Source organism: Winogradskyella sp. A2, assembly GCF_046762865.1.
Lineage (GTDB): Bacteria > Bacteroidota > Bacteroidia > Flavobacteriales > Flavobacteriaceae > Winogradskyella.
On the sequence record NZ_JBKQXM010000007.1, the window covers coordinates 60713 to 81760 of the forward strand.

The window sequence follows — 21048 nt, forward strand, 5'->3', positions numbered from 1 at the left end:
TAATTAAGATCCTACTATTATTGCTTCTAATATATCACCAACATAATAGGCCACAGTTGCCGCTATTGCGCCAAGTACTAAGGTTTCAAATATGCCTTTAAGCTTGCTAGTTTCAGTGATATAGGTCTTTAATAAACCTATGAGTATAAAGGCTGAAGAAGTTAATATACTAGTCCATAAAAACAAATGACCTGGAAAATTCCAAATAATATCCCATACATAAACAGTTAAAGGGATGAGGCCAACACATATAAATGCCAAATAGGTAGATAATCCAATTTTGAAAGCTGATTTGCGCAAATTAATTGGGTCAATATTATTTTTTTTAAATTCCTTTTTCCATATATCTTTTTGTGTGACAATTTCTTTTACTGTAGTTTCTAATGACTCTCCCTTGTAACCTTTAGATATAAGGATTTCTTTAATCTTTGTTGACTCTTCTGCTATATTGCTATGTAAATATTCAATATTAGTTTTATCAATATTTGTTTGGCTGTCTTTTACTGATTTTGCAGACAGATAAGCCCCTACAGACATGGCAAAACCATCTGCTAGTAAATTTGCAAACCCAAGAATTACAATTACAGAATTGCTAAGACCAGCGCCAACAGCGCCAGAAACAACAGCAAATGTTGTAACAGCACCATCAATGCCACCATATACAATTTCTCCTAGATATTTTTGAATAGGATTGAACCAATTATTAGTCTTAATAGGTGGTTTTTGTTTCGTCACAATCAATAAAGTATAACTAAAAATAGAGATCATTTATCTCATAATCTATGATATTAATCATTCTCTTTATTATTTGATAATAATGGGAAATTGGGTTTATTCTGTTGCATTAGTAGTGATTCTATAGCTGTTTTATCTGTAAAATCATGATAGTTTACCACTACAGATATTGTAATAACCCTCATAAATACTTACCTTGCACCTTAACAAATCATTTTGCCAAATGTTGTGGTGATATTTAAAGCATTATAAAATGAGTTTTGTTAGAAAACCACTTTGTGTATTTTTTATTCTACTTGCTACTTTAATCCAGTCTCAAGAAATTCCACCTATTAATATTTTTACGCCCCAAGATTATGGTGCGGAAGATCAAAATTGGTCTATAACTCAAAACGATAGAAACTTCATTTATGTTGCTAATAATATTGGTCTATTAGAATACAATGGAGCGTCTTGGAAATTATACAAATCCCCAAATGACATAATTCTAAGATCTGTTAAAAGTGTTGGCAATCTTATATACACCGGTGGCTATATGGATTTTGGCTATTGGCAGAGAAATGAATTCGGAGAATTGTTTTATACATCCTTATCTAAGGAAAATGATGTCATTATTCATGAAGATGAGGAGTTTTGGGGTATTATTGAGGTTGAGAATTATATTCTATTTCAATCATTTGAAAGTATTTTCATCTACAACACAAATGACAATTCTTTTAGAATAATTGAATCAAAAGATCGAATCAATAAGGTTTTTGAAGTTAATGATGTTGTTTATTTTCAGAAACGTGGTGAGGGAATATTTAAATTCGAAAATGGGAAAGAATCCGTATTTCTATCTTCAGATGAAATAAATAACCTCGAAGTAGTAAATATGTTTAGCTATGAAGATGATTTATTACTTATTACTAAAGAAAATGGATTTTATAAAGTAGATGGTGAAGACTTGTTTAAATGGTCTATCAATGCTGATAATGTTATTCTTAATGAGAGCATATATAGCAGTGCAAGATTAAAGGATGGTAGTTTTGTACTCGGCACAATTTCAAATGGTATAATTAATATTGACGCTAATGGTGATATACTGTTTACAATAAATCAAGAGATAGGATTAAGTAATAATACTGTGTTGTCTATTAATGAAGATACTTACGGAAATGCCTGGCTGGGATTAGATAATGGTATTAATGTCATTAATTTTAATTCACCATATAGAGTTTATAAAGATAAGTTAGGGATATTAGGAACAGTATATGTCTCTAAGAAAATAGGTACTACATTGTATCTTGGTACAAATCAAGGATTATTTTATAAAGATCTTAATACTAATGAGGGATTTACTTTCATTAATGGAACCAATGGGCAAGTTTGGAGCCTAGAATTAATTGATAACGTTTTATTTTGTGGGCATGACAAGGGGACATTTGTTATAACTAATAATCGAGCAAATTTAGTCTCTGATGAAATGGGAACTTGGAACATGAAGCCGATAAAGAATCAGCCTAATTTAATTGTTACAGGTAATTATAAAGGACTTCATGTTTTAGAAAAGACTGAAAGAGGATGGGAAAAAAGAAATAAAATTCAAGGTTTTGATATCTCCAGTAGATATCTAGAATTTATATCGCCTTCAGAAATATTGGTTAGCCATGAGTACAAAGGAGTATACAAGTTAACATTGGATGATGATTTTAGAAACGTTGTTAAGTCTAATCAGATTTCAAATTTAATGGGTTCAAAGTCTGGTATTGCACGTTATAATGATAACCTGCTATATTGTAACCAAGACGGTGTATTTACATATATGAGTGAGACTTCGACTTTAATAAGGGATAGTTTATTTAGTTCTATTTTAAGTGAAGACAAGTACCTTTCCGGTAAATTAATTTATAACACTGATGAAAAAAGACTTTGGGGCTTTCCTAAAAATGATATCGTATATATTGAACCTGGAAAACTCTCGGATAAGCCAGAAATAGAAGTGGTTCCCATTCCTAGTGAGATTAGAAAAGGAAAACCTGGTTATGACAATATTCTATATTTAGATAATAAGCGCTATCTAATTGGTACAACCGAAGGTTATTTAATAATTGATTTAGACAAGTTTAAAGAAGAAAAGAAAGAAATATTTTTAAATGGTGTTACCTATAATTCCGCGCAAGATAAATCTGTTCCATTAGCAATTAATGCGTCACCATCGCTAAAAACAAATGAAAATAGGATCCATTTTAAATATAGTGTGACAAGTTATAATGCATTGTCATCGACCAAATTTCAATATAGGTTGTTGGGGATGTATGATCAATGGAGTAATTGGTCTAACATGCCAGGAGTAGTATTTGAAAATTTACCACATGGCGATTTTACATTTGAAACAAGAGCTAGTACCGACGGTAATCTCTCAGAAAACATCGTAAAGTATAATTTTTCCATAGAAAAGCCATGGTACCTAAAACCATTGGCTATAATCCTATACACTATATTAGCTTTGGTTACTGTATATCTAGTTCATTTTTTTAATAAGCGTTACTATAAAAGGCAAAAGGAAGAATTATTAAGAAAAAAAGCGCGTGAGTTAGAACTTGAGCAATCAGAAAATCAAAGACAGCTTATTCAGTTTAAAAACAAAAATCTGAAGTTAGATATTGAAAATAAAAATAGGGAATTAGGAATAGCAACTATGAACCTCGTTAAGCGAAATGAACTATTAAATAATATTAAAGAGGAACTTACAAGATCAAAATCATCCGATGATATTAAAAATGTAATTAAGGTTATTAATTCAAGTTTAAATAGCACTGGAGATTGGAAACTTTTTGAAGAAGCATTTAATAATGTAGATAAGGACTTTATGAAAAAAATAAAGTCATTACATCCCGCAATTACACCAAATGATTTGAGACTTTGTGCTTATTTAAGACTTAACTTATCGTCTAAAGAAATTGCACCACTCTTAAATATCTCACATAAGAGTGTTGAAGTTAAACGTTATCGTTTACGTAAAAAAATAGGCTTAGAGCATGATCAAAGCCTGTCTAACTATATCATAGAGTTGTAAATCTCCTATACAACTTCAAAAAACACCTATACATAAACTATACATTCGTGTTAAATCAGCTGTTTTAATGAAATTGTGTTAATTAATTATTAAATTCAAGAATCCTTATTTTATTGGCTAAATATTGAGTTTGCGTTAAAAAAAGGCCTAAAATATTGCCTTGTATATTCATTGTATAGCCAATAATTAATGATTTCTTAACAACTTGTTTTAAGTTGCAATAAATCAAAATAACTATGCGCAATCAATTTTTAACTTTAATTGTTATGCTAATGACAAGTTTAATCTCTGGTCAAAACATTAGCATTTCAGGAACAGTTACAGAAGCCTCCTCAGGCCAACCATTACCCGGAGTAAATGTTATTCTCAAAAACACCGCAAAAGGTGCTTCTACAGATTTTGACGGAAAATTTACTCTAGATGATGTTCCACTTAACTCAATACTCGTTATTTCATATATCGGGTATCAAACACAAGAAATTACAATTGTCAATGCAGAGCCATTAGCCATTCAACTTCAAGAAGATGCTGAAGCATTAAGTGAAGTTGTAGTTATTGGTTATGGGACACAAAAAAAGAAAGAAGTCACAGGTGCTGTTAGTGTACTTGATTCTAAAGCGATTGAGAAGCTTAATCCAGTCAGGGTTGAGCAAGCTATTCAAGGTCAGGTTGCGGGTGTTAACATTACATCCAACTCTGGTTCTCCAGGAAGTGGACTCAATATTAGAATTAGAGGTATTACTACAAATGGTAATAACGCACCATTAATTTTAGTAGATGGTAACAGAATTACTGATTTATCTGTTTTAAATCCTAATGATATTAAAACTATTAATGTTTTAAAAGATGCTACGGCAGGTATATATGGTGTACAGGCAGCAAATGGTGTTATTTTAATTACTACTAAATCTGGTAGAACAAATTCTGAACTAAAGTTTCAATTAGATACTTACTCTGGTTTTCAAGTAACAAGTAAGAAAATGGACCTATTAAACTCAAGAGAATTTGCAATCTATGTAAATGACGCTGCAGATGACACAGAGTTTTTTGTTTATCCAAATAGCGGTACGAATTGGCAAGATGAAGTTTTTGAAGCTGCACCAATTTCAGATATCAGTTTAAATGTTAGCGGTGGTACTGATAAGTCTGCATTTTCTGCAGGTATTTCATATTTAAATCAAGATGGTATTGTTGGTGGAGATAAAAACGGTTATGAAAGGTTAACAGGTAGAATAAATTATCAATATGATATATTAGATAATTTAAAGCTAACTGCAAACACTTTACTTACTAAGTCTGAAAAAAGTAATTTAGCTGAAGGTGGTATTGGAGCAGTTTTATATAATGCGGTAAATATTAACCCGACTATGCCAGTACGAGACGCAAATGGTGCTTTTGCATTGGCAAATGATATCACACAAATTGAGATTATAAACCCAGTTGCTCAAATAGCAGACACCTATAATACTAGTAAAGTAGAACGTTACAGTGGTGTATTAGGGTTAGACTACACATTCTGGGAAAACTTTACCGTTACTTCAAGATTTCAAGGAAACCATGCCAACGTTCGTGATGATATTTTTAGACCAGAAGTATATTATGGTGGTGGTAAATCTGCTAATACTGTAAATTCCTTAGCAGCTCTAGAAGATGACGTTATATTCAACGAAGTAGTAGATTTTGGTGCAGATTTCACTGATTTTACTTGGGATAATCTTATAACATATACAAACACCTTTAATAATGATCATAATTTAACGGTTTTATTGGGAACATCCTTATATAGAACAAAAGGTCGTTTCTATGGTGATGTTGGTAGAACTGAGATGGGTACAAATGAGCCTGGACAATCTATCTATGATGAAGGAATGGAAAGACAGCCAAGATTCACTGAAGCTGCATTAGAAAATGGTGCGGACTGGTTTGATTCTCGACTATCATCTTTATTCACAAGAATTCAATACAATTATAAAGGCAAGTATTTATTTTCTGCAGTATTGAGAAGAGATGTGTCTTCGCAATTTTCTTCACAAGATGATAATAATGTAGGCTACTTTCCTTCAGGTTCTATCGGATGGAATGTTTCCGACGAAGACTTTATGCAAGAAGTTAATTGGATAAACAGTTTAAAACTGAGAGCCAGTTACGGTGTAATTGGTAATGACCGTATACCTAACTTTGCCTTCGTTACTAGATTAGACGGACAAGCAACTATTGATGTTGGTTCTGATGATTTATTATTTGGATTAGCGCCTGGTAGACCAGGTAATCCAGATTTAAAATGGGAAGAACAAGAAACTGCAAATATTGGACTTGATTTACGTTTTTGGGATAATAAAATTAACATAACTGCAGATGCCTACAGAAAACAAACCAAAGACTTGTTATTAACACCTCAGGCTTCAGGGGTTACTGGTGTTGGTGCACCTGCTACAGGGCCATCAGTAGTTAACGCTGGTACAGTGCGTAATACAGGTTTGGAGTTTGCAATAGGGTATAATGATGATTTATCTGATGATTTCAATTTTAATATAAATTTCAATTTTACAACTATAGACAATGAGGTAATCTCTTTAAATGGAAGAACAACTCCTGTTGGTGGAGAATATGGTGTAGGTATCAACCAAACCGGGATAACTAGAATGGTTCCTGGTCTTCCGCTTGGTCACTATTATGGGTACGAGACAGATGGTATTTACCAAACACAAGCACAAATAGATGCCTTAGATGCTTCTGCACCTTCTGGAACATACAGTACTATAGGAGATGTAGCGCCAGGTGATTTAATATTTGTAGATACTAATGGAGATGGTGAAATAACAGCAGAAGATAGAACTAATATAGGTGATCCAATACCAGATGTTACCTTTGGTTTAAATATCGGTTTTACTTATAAGAATATAGATTTTAGTGCAAATGCCTTCGCATCTATTGGTCAAGAAATGATAAGAGATTATGAGCGTAAAGATTTATATGCAAATAGAGGATTATATATGTTAGATAGATGGCAAGGTAGTGGAACTAGTAATTCAGTGCCAAGAGCAGTTTCTGGCGCAAATGTAAATACTGATGTGTTTAATGATTTTCATGTTGAGGACGCATCATTTTTAAGATTGCAAAATGTACAGATTGGGTATACTTTCGGTGAGAAAATGAACAGCTCTTTAGGGATAAATAGTTTTAGAGTATATGTGTCAGGAAATAATTTATTTACTATTTCTGACTATTTTGGGTTTGACCCATCTGCAAATACAGGTGCTCCTCTTGGAGGTGGAATTGATAAAGGATTCTACCCGGTTGCGGCATCTTATCTATTAGGAATTAATTTAAACTTTTAATTTGTTATGAAAAGAACGTTAATAATTTTATTTGGTCTCACTTTATTCTATGTGGTAGGATGTAGTGATGACTTTGTTGAAGTGGAACCAGATGGTTTCAATGACACTGATTTTTTTAATAATCAGGAAGAATATGAAAGTGCGCTTATAGGTGCATATGACATGCTTCAGTCTACATTTTGGAATGTGCTTACCGGCATAGTTGCTTCGCCAGATTACGCAGCAGGCGGTGATGCATTTAATTATGATCAGGCTACATTACAGAATATTAATTTAATGATCCATACACCTGCTGATGAAAATCAGTTGAGAAGTATTTGGGGGCTGATGTATGCTGGTATTAACAGAGCCAATTTTATTTTAGAATTTAAGGATAAAACTGATTTTGCTGGTAAAGAAGAAATTATTGCTGAAACATATTTTTTAAGAGCATATTATACTTTTGAGTTGGCGAAATATTTTGGTAATGTACCATTAAAGCTTGAAGAGCGTAATGGCGTAATGAGAATAGCAGATGAGAGAATTTTTCCTGAAGAAGAATTCGGACTAGAGAGAGTTACTAATATTGCTACAGTATATGGTTTAATTGAGGAAGATTTAAAAGAAGCGATTCCTAATTTACCTGTTACTCAAGATTTACCATATGAGGCAACCAAAAATGCAGCACAAGCTTTACTAGGTAAAGTTTATTTGTATCACGGTACGTTTGATCAATCAAAGTTTGCTGATGCGGCAACACAACTAAATCAAGTTATTGCTAGCAATCAATTTTCGTTAACACAAGGAGAAAACTATGCGATGCTTTTTGAAGGTGAAGGAGAAAACAGTTCTGAAGCTGTATTTGAAATTCAATATACAGGAGTAGAAGCTGCAGGCTGGGGATGTATAGAATGTAGTCAAGGAACTTATTTCCCTCAATTCTGTGGTCCACGCTCACCGTATAATAATAGCGAATTTTCATCGGGCTGGGGCTTTTGTTTGCCTTCTGTAGAATTATATGATTTATTTGAAGATGGTGATGCAAGACGCGATGTTACTATTTTTGATTTAAGAGATGACCAAGACAGCTATTCACAAGGAAGAGATGATACTGGCTTATTCAACAGAAAATATATGCCACGCAAGGCAGCTGATGGCGTGGGCGCTGACCCTTTAAACTACTCACAAAATTATCGTGCTATTAGATATTCTGATGTACTTTTAATGGCAGCCGAAGCAGAAGCACAAAGTGGAGGTTCTAATGCTACAAATTACTTAAATGAAGTTAGAGCAAGAGCTTTTGGAGATAACAGCCATGACTTCGATTCTTCTGAGGGTACGCTATTAGAAGCTATTTATACAGAAAGAAGAAAAGAATTAGGCGGTGAAGGTCATGGATTCTTCGATTTGGTAAGAACTGGAAGAGCTGCTTCAACCATTGAAGGATTTACACCAAATAAAAACGAAGTATTTCCAATACCATTAATTGAACTTCAATTAGCCAATGCAGAAGAGCGTTGGGGAAATCCAGGATATTAAAAATTGTTAAATAAAAAAATAGATTAAAATGAAAATATTAAAAAAAGGAGCTTTTAAAATCTTAGCATTGTTGCTTTTAGTAAGTACACCATATGCTTGTGATGAAGACGATGATTTAAATATTATTGCAGGCTTGGATTTTACCATTGCAACGTTAAATGCAGAAGGTACTGAAACAGGAGTTGTAGCAACGACTATACCTCCAGATGGAAGAATGTTATTCACCGTTGATTTCGGAAATCCAGATGATGACGCAGATGTATTCCAAACAAGTGGCCCTATGGTAATATATGATTATCCATTAGAAACGGCTACATATACTATTACAGTTACGGCTTCTTTACCAGGTAGAGATGACGTTACTATAACTAAGGATCATACTGTTATTTATGTAACAGAACCAGAACCAACACCAGACTCGCCAATAGCGGGTACTTGGAGACTTGCTCCAATAGCTGGTGCATTTGGTGTAGGTCCAGGATTAAATGATACATCATGGTTTTCAAGTTCTGCAGAAGACGTTGTAACAAGAGATTGTTTATTTGATGATGAGTATGTACTTGGATCAGATGGTTCTTTTATGAATGTATTAGGTTCAGAAACATGGTTAGAGGCATGGCAAGGTACAGATCCTGAGGCATGTGGTACTCCGGTATTCCCTCATGACGGTTCAGCCGCAGCAACGTATACATATAATGCCGCAATGGGTACTTTAACTGTTGAAGGAACGGGTGCTTTCATGGGACTTGCAAAAGTTATAAATGGCGCTGAATTGGCATCTCCTGGTGATGCTCCAGGTTCAATTACTTACGTGGCAGAACTTTCAGCTGATGGAAATACATTAGATTTAGATATACAGGTAGCTGGTGATGGATGGTGGTCATTCACTTTCCAAAAAGATGCGCCACCTGAGCCTTCGGCATTAGATGGTACTTGGAGATTTGCACCTGAAGCTGGCGCTTTTGGAGTAGGTCCAGGATTAAACGATGTATCTTGGTTCTCAAGTTCGGAAGAAGATATAACAACAAGAGCTTGTTTGTTTGATGATGAATATGTGTTTAATTCAGACGGTACTTTTCAAAATGTATTAGGATCGGATACTTGGTTAGAAGGATGGCAAGGTGTAACACCAGATGCTTGTGGAGCACCAATATTCCCGCATGACGGTTCAGCTTCTGCAACATACGCGTATGATGATGCGGCAGGAACAGTAACTATAAGTGGTCAAGGAGCATTCTTAGGATTAGCGAAAGTTTTTAATGGTGGTGAATTAGGTTCACCTGGTGCAGCACCAGATTCTATAGAATATTTGATTGAGTTATCAGAAGATGGCAACACAATGGAACTAGATATTGCAGTAGAAGGAGATGGCTGGTGGTCTTTTAAATTAGTAAAAGATGCGGCACCTGCAAATCCATTAGTAGGTTCATGGGTGTTTGCACCTCAAGCTGGTGCTTTTGGAGTTGGTCCAGGGTTTAACGATGTGTCTTGGTTCTCAAGTTCAGATGAAGATGTAACAACTAGAGCTTGTTTATTTGATGACGAATATGTGTTTAATGCAGACGGATCATTCCAAAATGTATTAGGACCAGATACTTGGTTAGAAGGATGGCAAGGAGTAGCTCCAGATGCTTGTGGTGCACCTATATTCCCACATGATGGTTCAGCTACAGCAACCTATTCGTACGATGAAGGTGCTGGAACTGTGACAATAGATGGTCAAGGAGCTTTCTTAGGATTAGCGAAGGTATTTAATGGAGGTGAATTAGGTTCACCAGGAGCGGCACCAGATTCTATAGAATATATTGTAGAGTTAACAGATGGTGGCAATACAATGGAATTAGACATTGCAGTAGAAGGTGATGGCTGGTGGTCATTTACACTTGTAAAACAATAATTATTTAGTTTAATAGTCTGAGATAAGGTCAGTACCTTGACGTATTGACCTTATCAATTAAGCTCAAGACAGTAGCTAGATGACCGTTAAATTCAAATAATTGGGTATGAAATAATTACCCAACTAATCAAAAAATAAAATCATTAAATAAACTATATGAAAAATAATCTAATTGTACTTTTCTTCATGTTTTGTGTGTCATTTGCACTCGCACAAGCAGATAAAGTAACCGTAGAAAATAGTGCTGATGGTTCTCGACTACTTGTAAATGGCGAAAGCTTTATGATTAATGGTATGAATTGGGATTATATACCAATTGGTACTGATGTAGTTGACGCAAGTTTCTGGACTAAATCAGACGATGTAATTAAATCTGGATTGGAAACAGAAATGTCCCTTTTAAAAAATATGGGCGTTAATGTTATAAGACAATATACTGGTGTTCCTGCCAGATGGATCCAATATATTTATGAAAATTATGGCATTTATACGATGCTTAACCACTCTTTTGGTAGATATGGTCTTACTATAGATGGAGTTTGGACACCTGTAACTATTTACGATGACGAAAAAACTTCAGAGCTTTTAATGTCTGAAATTACCACTCTCGTTGAGGATTATAAAGATACACCAGGATTATTACTATATCTTTTAGGTAATGAAAATAATTATGGTTTATTCTGGCAAGGTGCTGAAACAGAAGATTTCCCTGATGATGATGAACAAAAGGCATTTATTGGGGAGTCTCGTGGACGACCAATGTATAAATTAATGAATGATGCAGCATTAGCCATGAAGGCTATTGATCCTTCTCACCCAGTTGCAATTTGTAATGGTGACGTATTATTCATTGATATTATTGCAGAAGAATGTAAAGATATTGATATCTATGGTACAAATACTTATAGAGGAGCTTCATTCTCGGATATGTTCGATGTAGTTAAGGAGAAATTAAATAAACCATTAGTTTTTACAGAGTTTGGTGCAGATGCGTTCAACGCAAAAGAGAACAGAGAAGATCAAAAAGCACAAGCTTATTATATGGTAGAAAACTGGAAAGAAATCTATCAAAATGCAGCTGGTTTAGGTAAAGCAGGAAATTCTATTGGTGGTTTTACTTTTCAATTTAGTGATGGCTGGTGGAAATTTGGATTTGATGATAGAAAAAATGCCGATGTACATGATAACAATGCATCATGGGCAAATGGCGGTTACCCTATTGATTTAGCACCAGGTGAAAATAACATGAATGAGGAATGGTTCGGGATTTGTGCTAAGGGAGCAACAAACGAAAGAGGATTATATGAATTATATCCAAGAGCTGCATATTATGCTTTAAAAGAAGCACATAGTTTAAATCCTTTTGATGAGGGTATGACGCTAGAATTTGTGACAAATTATTTCAAGAATATTCAAATAATGGATCACGTTCTTAGAGCACGAGGCGATAAAGCCGCTTTAGGGGGAAACGATTCACAAAAGATTAGATTAAGCCAACTTACGGCTAGATTCACAACTTTTAGTACAGGTGGTTCTTTAATAACAACACCAGATAATGCAGATCCTAATGCAAATGTGTTTCCAAATCAATTAGGTTTTGATCATATGCAATCGTATTTCATTGGTGTGGAAGGTAATCCAGCGCCAAATGTTAGAGCTAATCTTGTTTTTAACCTATTAGGTAATGTTGCTCAAAATCCAATTGACGAAATTTTTTATGAGAATCGTGGTAGAGTGGTAACCCTTGACACAGACCGAGGTGAGGTAACTCTTAATGATATTAATAGGCTTAATATTTATCAAAGTGAATTTGAGTGGAATGCAAAAGACTTTGATTTAAGAGGATTTTATAGAACAGGGCATTTCCATTGGCAATACGAGGGTGACTTCTTCGGTCTTTATCCTGAAGCTAATTATGGGCCTAACTTAGATATCTATGGAGGTGAGATTTTTGGAGCTGAAATTGATGGTAAAGGCGCACTAGAAGGACTGAAAGCTGCTTTTGGACCTCAATTATGGTGGGGAGCAAATCCAACTATGTTATTTAAATATCACAAAAAGGTAGGTAAGTATGATGTTACAGGTATTTATCACCGCGATGTAGAGAGAGATTTAGAGTTTGATGCAACTGGGCGTCGTGTTTTAGATCAAAATCAATTACGAAGTGGTATTATCCCAGCATGGCCAACAGAAAGAGCAGCTTTAGCTGTTGAACGAGAATTTGGGAAATTTGATGTTACAGTTGGTGGTATTTGGGGTGGTAGTCCTTTAAATGGTAGTTCATTTCAAATGTATGAAGAAGAGAATGATGTTGTAGTTGTAGATAAAATTAATAGTGATGATAACTGGGGTGGAAAAGCAAAAATCACTTATACAGGTGGAAGATTTAATATGTACGCTCAAGCGGCTTACATGGGCTTAGTAGCAAATGGTGGATTTGATGCAACAAGAACCTTTACAGGCTGGAAACTAAAAGATACAGGAAGTAGTAATGTTACAAACTTCTTGTCTGGGTTTACATATTCTTTTGGAAATCTGCAAGTAGCACCAAATTTTATGTGGCAAAAACCATTGGTAGATCCAATGCCAAATGATGTCAATGCTCCAGGGAGATTAAGAAATGTTATTGATGATCCTTTTGCAGTTAGACAAGGTAATAGAGAAATGACCGCAGGTGAGATTTTATTCTCATTTGACCCTACGCCAGGTACTTGGATGTACGAGTGGAATAACGATAGAGCTGAGGATGCTAAATTTGCGATGAATTTAGGTTTTGTTTATCGTTATCTTCCAACAACTATGGATGCACATATAGGTTTCTTAGCAAATCGTACTTTCTTTGCATTTCCAAATTCTGCACCTGCAGAAGATTTATGGGAAGTTCACTCAAGAATGGTGTCAAAAGTGACATCAGATCTTGGTATTATTGGAAATTTCTACTATGGAAATGCACAAGCGAATGGTGATAGTGATAGAACTATTAAACGATTTGGTGGAGATATTAGAGCCATATACAAGAAAATGAAACTAGAAACCCATGTAAAAGTTAATGATTGGGGACCTTTTGATTATCATAGAGATTTTAACTTAACATTTCCGTTACAACTTATGTTAGATATTTCTACATCATTAGGAAAACCAGATTGGTTTATTTTACCAAGCACAACAATTGGGTTAAGAGGAACTTGGCGTTCTTTAGATCAATTCTCACCGAGATACTCGCCAAATGCAGTACCGGCGAATACATTTCCACCTGTGGCCCCAGTTAGTTCTGTTGGGTTTCCAGATGGTTCAGAGTGGGAAATCAGGACTTATGTCCATATAAATATTGGAAAATAAAAATAGCAAACGATGAAAAATATAAAATTAAGACATTGGAAAACTACACTAGTTGTATTTGCTCTAATGATAATTACAATAGGTTGTGATAGAGGCTTCTCTGATGAAGTAGAATTAGCAACTTTTAATCCAAACGGTGAAATATTTACTGATAATCCTATAGGATTAAATGATTCATTATTTATATCATTTGACCCAGCAACTGGAGCCAATGTAGAAGGTTTTGATGTTGATAATAACGTAGCTTTTGAAGGTTCATCGTCAATTAGAATTGATGTGCCAACTCCAACAGATCCTAATGGAGGTTACATAGGTGGTATTTTTAAAGACCGAGGAGCAGGGAGAGATTTAACAGGTTATGATGCACTAACGTTTTGGGCAAAAGGCTCAACTACAGCATCCGTAGGAACCTTTGGGTTTGGATCAGACTTTGGAGAAAATAAATATGCGGTTGAAGTAAATGATGTTGAACTGTCTACAACTTGGAGAAAAATAATAATTCCAATTCCAGATCCTTCAAAATTGGTTCAAGAAAAAGGAATGTTTCTTTTTGCTGCTGGTACACAAAGTACCAACGGCGTTGGATTTACATTTTGGATGGATGAAATGCGCTTTGAAAAATTAGGAACCATAGGACAACCTAGACCAGCTATACAGGGTGGGCAAGATCAAACCGCACAAGCAAATTTAGACACGTCTGTACCTTTAGTCAACTTAACGCAAACTTTTAATTTGCCAGATGGTCAGGATATAACAATGACTGCTGCGCCTGCATATTTCGATTTTGTAACATCTAATCCATTCGTGGCTTCCGTAGATGAGAACGGAGTTGTTACCGTGGATGGTCCTGGTGAAATAGATCCAGATACTGGGTTGCTTGATAACACAGCAGTTATTTCTGCCTTTTTAGGAGGTGTAATGGCTTCAGGATCTTTAACTATTGAAGCAGTAAATATAGATGTAATAGCCATTTTTAGTGATATTTTTGCTAATGTGCCTGTGGATAATTATAACGGATTCTATTTAGACGGGTTTCAGACAACACTAGGTGGTGCCATTGTGGAAGATGGTAATAATATTATTGATTATACTGATATGAACTTCGTAGCCATTGAATTTTATGGTAGAGAGGGTAGCGGAATACAACCTGTTGATGCCTCTGATATGACGATGTTACACATTGATATTAGAGTAAATGAAACTGTAGATCCTTCTGACTTTTTCAGAATTGAGTTATTCAACAACTTTACCTTAGGTAATTCTGTCTCGGGAAGTTTTACCATTTCTGGAAGTGAGTTACAAAGTAACGAATGGGTAGAGTTTGATATTCCACTTGCGAGTTTTGCTGGTCTAACTGCACAGGATGCTTTAGGTGCATTTATTTTTGTAACAGATGGTACAATTGCAAATGTCTCTTTGGATAATATCTATTTCTTTAATGAAAATTAATAAAAAACTAAGAAAATGAATTTTACAAAAAATTTTAAAATATCAATAATAGTTTTAGTTGTTGCATCATGTTTACTAATTTTTAATTGTAATCCAGATGAAACTCAGACAGTAGCTCAATTTAATAATTTGTCATGGCACGATGAATTTGCTGAAGATGGTGCACCAGACCCTGGTATGTGGACCTATGATATAGGTATTGGCGACAATGGTTGGGGTAATAATGAGTTGCAATATTATACTGATAGACCAGAAAATGTTGTTGTAGAAGATGGCATGTTAAAGATTACAGCAATACAAGAGAGCTTTGAAGGTTCTGGTTATACGTCTGCACGAATCTTAACAAAAGGGTTGTTTGAACAAAAATATGGACGTTTTGAGGCCAGAATGAAATTACCATTCGGTAAAGGTATGTGGCCTGCATTTTGGTTATTAGGCTCCAACATAGACGAAGTCAGTTGGCCGTTTTGTGGTGAGATAGATGTTATGGAAAATGGTGGTTCTAATCCAACCATAGTAAGTAGCGCTGTTCATGGTCCAGGGTATTCTGGTGGTAATCCTATTAAAAAAGAATATACTTTTGATAGTTCTCGTGCGGATGAATTCCATATATATGGTATTGAATGGGGACCACGATATATCAATTTTTACGTAGATGATGTCTTATACAATCAATTAACACCAGAAAGTTTAGATGCAAAAAATGTTGATAGATCTAATTGGGTATTTGATAACGGACCTTTCTATATTATTATTAATTTAGCAGTTGGTGGAAATTTTGATGGAAATCCTAACGCAGATACTGTATTTCCTCAAACCATGTATGTTGATTACGTAAGAGTATTCTCTGAAGATTAAATACCAAATAATAATAAAATTAAAAGGTCAAGAGATTAACTTCTTGACCTTTTTACCCACCAAATAGTAAGTAGTAATAACTAATTAACTTTTATTTTGAAAGATACTATTGCACACGATATGGATGTGAAATTAGAGCCAATAACTATTAATGAAAAGGCTTATTTCAAAATTTCCAATAGTAATAAAATGCGTCCATTTTTTATGAGCATCGTAAGTGATTCTAATCACTGGATGTTTATTTCTAGTAATGGAGGCCTCACAGCAGGTCGTAAAAATTCTGAATTTTCAATATTTCCATATTATTCAGATGATAAAATAACTGAATCTTCGGAAATAACTGGAGCAAAATCTATTTTTCAGGTTAGTAAGAATGGAAAAAGATATATTTGGGAACCATTCTCTATTAGATTCCAAGATAATTACAACACAAGATGTAATCTTTACAAAAGTGTTTATGGTAATGCTATCATTTTCGAAGAAGAAAATCTAGATTTGGACCTCATATATAGGTACGAGTGGTGCTCAAGTGACAAGTATGGTTTTGTGAAGAAATCAACGCTTTCTAATAATGGAGAATCCTCAGTTGAGGTGAATGTATTAGATGGTATTCAAAATGTATTACCATATGGTGTAAATAGTGCGCTTCAAAGCGCTAGTAGTAATTTAGTTGATGCCTATAAACGCACAGAATTAGTTAAAGAAACAGGTATAGGTATTTTTGCATTAAGTGCTATAATTGTTGATAAGGCAGAGCCAAGTGAAGCATTAAAAGCAAATGTTGTTTGGTCTTTGGGAATTGATAAACCAAATTATTTATTGTCTTCCCTGCAACTTGATAGATTCAGAAATTTTGAAAATGTTGAGTTAGAAACTGATGTAAAAGCAGAGAAAGGGGCTTATTTTATTAATACTAAAATTCAACTTGCGCCTCAGAGTAAGGAAAAATGGGTAATAGTAGCAAATGTTAACCAAGACACCTCTGATATAGTTAATATTTCCAATCAAATAAGCCAGGATAATCAACTATTACAAAAACTAGAGGATGATATAGCATCAGGTACTAAAAAACTCGTACAGCTCAATGCCTCCTCTGATGGACTACAATTAACTTCTGATAATTTCAGAGATACTAGACATTTCTCAAATACGCTTTTTAATATAATGCGTGGTGGGATTTTTGATGATGGTTACACCATAGAAAAATGGGACTTAGAAAAATACTTAGCAAAGGCAAATAAGAAAGTATCAAGAAACTGTGAGGGTATAATTAATGATTTGCCAGATACATTTTCTGTTGGGCGTTTAAAAGAAATTGCATACCAATCTGATGATAAAAATTTCCGAAGATTGTGTTTAGAATACATGCCTTTAAAGTTTAGCCGACGTCATGGTGATCCAAGCCGTCCATGGAATAAATTTTCAATTAATACAAGAGATGAAGTAGATGGGTCTAAAATATTAGATTACGAAGGTAATTGGAGGGATATTTTTCAAAATTGGGAAGCTTTAGCATGTTCATATCCTGAATTTATTGAGAGTATGATTCATAAATTCCTCAATGCAACGACTTTTGATGGTTATAACCCTTACAGGGTAACAAAAGATGGCTTTGATTGGGAAATAATAGAACCAGACGATCCATGGTCTTACATTGGATATTGGGGAGATCATCAGATTATATATTTGCTTAAGTTTTTAGAATTTATTGAGGAATATACTCCAGGTAAATTAGAAAGCTTTTTTGATAAAGATTTATTTGTTTATGCAAACGTACCTTACAAAATAAAACCCTATGCAGATTTACTAAAAAATCCAAAGGATACTATAGAGTTTAATGAAGAATTAGATAATAGGATCAATCAAGATAGAACAGAGATTGGTGCTGATGGAGCTCTATTAAGGGATGAAAATAGATTTATTGTAAAAGTTAATTTCATTGAAAAAATATTAGCGACAACACTTGCTAAATTATCGAATTTTATTCCAGAAGGTGGTATTTGGATGAATACCCAACGTCCAGAATGGAACGACGCTAACAATGCATTGGTTGGTAACGGTGTTTCAATGGTTACACTTTATTATTTAAGACGCTTTTTAAAGTTTTTTGATGATGTATTTGCTGGTGCTAATACTGAAACGGTTGAGATTTCAAATGAGCTAAAAGTGTTTTTTGATGCTGTTTTCGATGCGTTCAAATCACATACACATATTTTATCATCATCTACAAGTGATGAAGATCGCAAGAATGTTGTAGATGCTTTGGGACAAGCCGGAAGTAATTATAGAGAACAGATTTACGATCATGCATTTTCAGGTAGAAAATCTGAAATAGCGATTGCCTCACTAAAAGAATTTGTAGATGTAAGTCTTAAATATTTAGAACAGTCAATAGAAGCTAACAAAAGAGAAGACAATTTATATCACGCATATAACTTAATGACAGTTAACAATGATGACTCAGTTTCTATTTCTTATTTAGACGAAATGCTAGAAGGTCAAGTAGCAGTTTTAAGTTCTGGCTATCTTAGTTCTAAAGAAAATTTGGCGGTATTAGATGGTTTAAAAGCAAGTAAACTGTTTAGGCCAGACCAGTACAGTTATATATTATATCCATATAAGAATTTAAAGGGCTTCATGGATAGAAATACTATTCCAGCAGAAGCAGTTAAAAGTTCTGAGTTGTTACAAACTTTAGTCACAGATAGTAATACTCTAATATTGAACAAAGATGTTTATGGTGAGTATCATTTTAATGGTAATTTTAAAAATGCAAACGATCTAAAAGAAGCTTTAGAAAATTTGAAAGATTCAAATTATTCAGAATTAGCTGAAAAGGAGCAAAATAAAGTGCTTCAAATATTTGAAGATATTTTCAATCATAAAGCATTCACTGGTCGTTCAGGTACATTTTATGGTTATGAAGGTTTAGGCTCAATTTATTGGCATATGGTTTCCAAGTTGCTACTTGCAGTCATGGAATGTTGCCAAAAGGCAATGAGAGAAAACGAATCAGATGAAGTAGTTGGAAGATTACTAGAGCACTATTATGAAATTAATGAAGGTATTGGGGTGCATAAATCACCAGAATTATATGGTGCATTCCCTACAGACCCTTACTCGCATACACCAGCAGGCAAAGGCGCGCAACAGCCAGGCATGACTGGTCAAGTTAAGGAAGATATTTTAAGTCGCTTTGGGGAATTAGGTGTGTTCTTTAAGGATGGATTACTAGTTTTTAATCCATGTATGCTTCGTAAAGATGAGTTTTTAAGTGAGGCACAAACCTTCAATTACATTACTGCTGAAGGAATAGAATCTTCAATAGAAATTGGTAAAGGACAACTTGTATTTACCTTCTGCCAAGTACCTGTTATTTATTCAATTTCTAATGAATATAAAACAGTTGCTACACTAAATGATGGTTCTGAAAGAACATTTAATCAACTTAGCTTAGATGAGGCTATGAGTAAAGAAGTTTTCAGCCGTTCAGGAAATGTAAAAATAATAACAGTTCATATTAAAGAAGAATATTTAAAGTAAACAGAGAATAATCATGAAAAAAGGAAATATAATAGCTTGTGTTTTATCTTTATTTATCATGATGTCTTGTAATGAAGAAAATAAAAAGGATCAAGAATCTTCAACCCAAACAACAAAAGAAGTGACAGCAAAAGATATACTAGGAAATCCGGATTATTTAGCTATTTCATACGGAGGTTATCGTGAAAAATCGAGAGATAGTCAACCAACGATTCCACAGTTAAAGGAAGATCTGAAAATACTAGCAGCAATGGGAGTTAAGGTGCTTAGAACATACAATGTTCAGCCAAAACTGCCACATGCTTCAAATATTTTAAAGGCAATTACTGAGTTAAAAGCAGAAGATGAGAATTTTGAAATGTACGTCATGTTAGGTGCATGGATTGATTGTCTTAATGCATGGACTGATAAGGAACCAGATCACAATGTTGAAAGCCCTAATAACGCAGGTGAAATAGATAGGGCAGTTGCACTAGCTAATGAGTATCCAGATATAGTAAAGGTTATTGCCGTTGGAAATGAGGCCATGGTAAAGTGGGCAACCTCTTATTATGTGCAACCAGAAGTTATTTTAAAATGGGTTAACTACCTTCAAAATCTTAAGAAAGAGGGTAAATTGTCAAAGGATTTATGGATAACAAGCTCAGATGATTTTGCATCTTGGGGAGGCGGTGAAGATAGCTACCATGTTGAGGATTTAGAGAAATTAGTTAAGGCTGTAGATTATATCTCCATGCATACCTATCCTTATCACAATACGCACTATAATCCAGAATTCTGGGGAGTACCTGAAGCACATTCAAACATGCCATATTTAACTAAAATAGAAATGGCAATGGAGCGTTCTATAAAGTTTGCTCAAAAGCATTATGACAGTGTAACAAATTATATGAAAAGCTTGGGTGTTAACAAGCCTGTGCACATAGGTGAGACAGGTTGGGCTACAACATCTAATGGACATTATGGGCCTAACGGTTCTAGAGCAACCGATGAGTATAAACAAGGATTATATTTCAAACAGATGAGACGTTGGACGGACAGAGCTGGTATTTCTTGTTTTTATTTTGAAGCTTTTAATGAACAATGGAAGGATTCTCATAATGCAAAAGGATCAGAAAATCATTTTGGATTGATCACAATAGATGGAAAAGCAAAATTTCCAATTTGGGATTTAGTGGATAAAGGAGTTTTTGAAGGATTAACCAGAGATGGTAATACAATAACAAAAACATATAATGGTGATAAAAAAGCACTTTTAGATGATGTGTTGGTACCGCCAAGTGAGGTGGAAATTATGGCAAATAAATAAAATT

At 34.3% G+C, this 21048-nt stretch carries 11 protein-coding genes; 9 read left to right on the forward strand and 2 right to left on the reverse strand.

Features of this window, described 5'->3' with window-relative positions:
- Positions 1 to 3 precede the first annotated feature (3 nt).
- Entirely contained in the window at positions 4 to 735 is a 732-nt protein-coding gene (locus tag ACFWV9_RS13445; protein WP_411895748.1) for a VIT1/CCC1 transporter family protein, read from the reverse strand.
- A gap of 53 nt (positions 736 to 788) precedes the next feature.
- Complete coding sequence (locus ACFWV9_RS13450; protein WP_411895749.1) at positions 789 to 920, reverse strand: hypothetical protein; 132 nt, start codon at positions 918 to 920, stop codon at positions 789 to 791.
- 68 nt (positions 921 to 988) lie between these two features.
- On the opposite strand from ACFWV9_RS13450, the gene ACFWV9_RS13455 reads away from it, so the two are divergent.
- The 9 genes from ACFWV9_RS13455 to ACFWV9_RS13495 all read left to right on the forward strand — a co-directional run bounded on the left by ACFWV9_RS13455 (position 989) and on the right by ACFWV9_RS13495 (position 21044).
- Positions 989 to 3793, forward strand: coding sequence for a LuxR family transcriptional regulator (locus tag ACFWV9_RS13455; protein WP_411895750.1), 2805 nt, complete (start codon positions 989 to 991; stop codon positions 3791 to 3793).
- A gap of 272 nt (positions 3794 to 4065) precedes the next feature.
- Positions 4066 to 7131: a SusC/RagA family TonB-linked outer membrane protein gene (locus tag ACFWV9_RS13460; RefSeq protein WP_411895751.1), complete on the forward strand. Its 3066-nt coding sequence runs from the start codon at positions 4066 to 4068 to the stop codon at positions 7129 to 7131.
- Between the two features lie 6 nt (positions 7132 to 7137).
- Positions 7138 to 8649 carry a RagB/SusD family nutrient uptake outer membrane protein gene (locus tag ACFWV9_RS13465; protein WP_411895752.1) on the forward strand — a complete coding sequence of 504 codons (1512 nt, stop codon included), beginning with the start codon at positions 7138 to 7140 and terminating at the stop codon, positions 8647 to 8649.
- 28 nt (positions 8650 to 8677) lie between these two features.
- Positions 8678 to 10546 carry a hypothetical protein gene (locus ACFWV9_RS13470; protein WP_411895753.1) on the forward strand — a complete coding sequence of 623 codons (1869 nt, stop codon included), beginning with the start codon at positions 8678 to 8680 and terminating at the stop codon, positions 10544 to 10546.
- A 156-nt stretch (positions 10547 to 10702) separates the two neighbouring features.
- Positions 10703 to 13885 carry a glycoside hydrolase family 2 TIM barrel-domain containing protein gene (locus tag ACFWV9_RS13475; RefSeq protein WP_411895754.1) on the forward strand — a complete coding sequence of 1061 codons (3183 nt, stop codon included), beginning with the start codon at positions 10703 to 10705 and terminating at the stop codon, positions 13883 to 13885.
- A 12-nt stretch (positions 13886 to 13897) separates the two neighbouring features.
- Positions 13898 to 15334: a carbohydrate-binding protein gene (locus ACFWV9_RS13480; RefSeq protein ID WP_411895755.1), complete on the forward strand. Its 1437-nt coding sequence runs from the start codon at positions 13898 to 13900 to the stop codon at positions 15332 to 15334.
- A gap of 15 nt (positions 15335 to 15349) precedes the next feature.
- Positions 15350 to 16192 (forward strand): family 16 glycosylhydrolase, encoded by an 843-nt coding sequence (locus ACFWV9_RS13485; RefSeq protein WP_411895756.1) that lies wholly within the window; start codon positions 15350 to 15352, stop codon positions 16190 to 16192.
- 120 nt (positions 16193 to 16312) lie between these two features.
- Positions 16313 to 19735, forward strand: a complete 3423-nt coding sequence (locus ACFWV9_RS13490) for a hypothetical protein (RefSeq protein ID WP_411895887.1) — start codon at positions 16313 to 16315, stop codon at positions 19733 to 19735.
- A 13-nt stretch (positions 19736 to 19748) separates the two neighbouring features.
- Positions 19749 to 21044 (forward strand): glycosyl hydrolase family 17 protein, encoded by a 1296-nt coding sequence (locus tag ACFWV9_RS13495; protein WP_411895757.1) that lies wholly within the window; start codon positions 19749 to 19751, stop codon positions 21042 to 21044.
- Positions 21045 to 21048 lie beyond the last annotated feature (4 nt).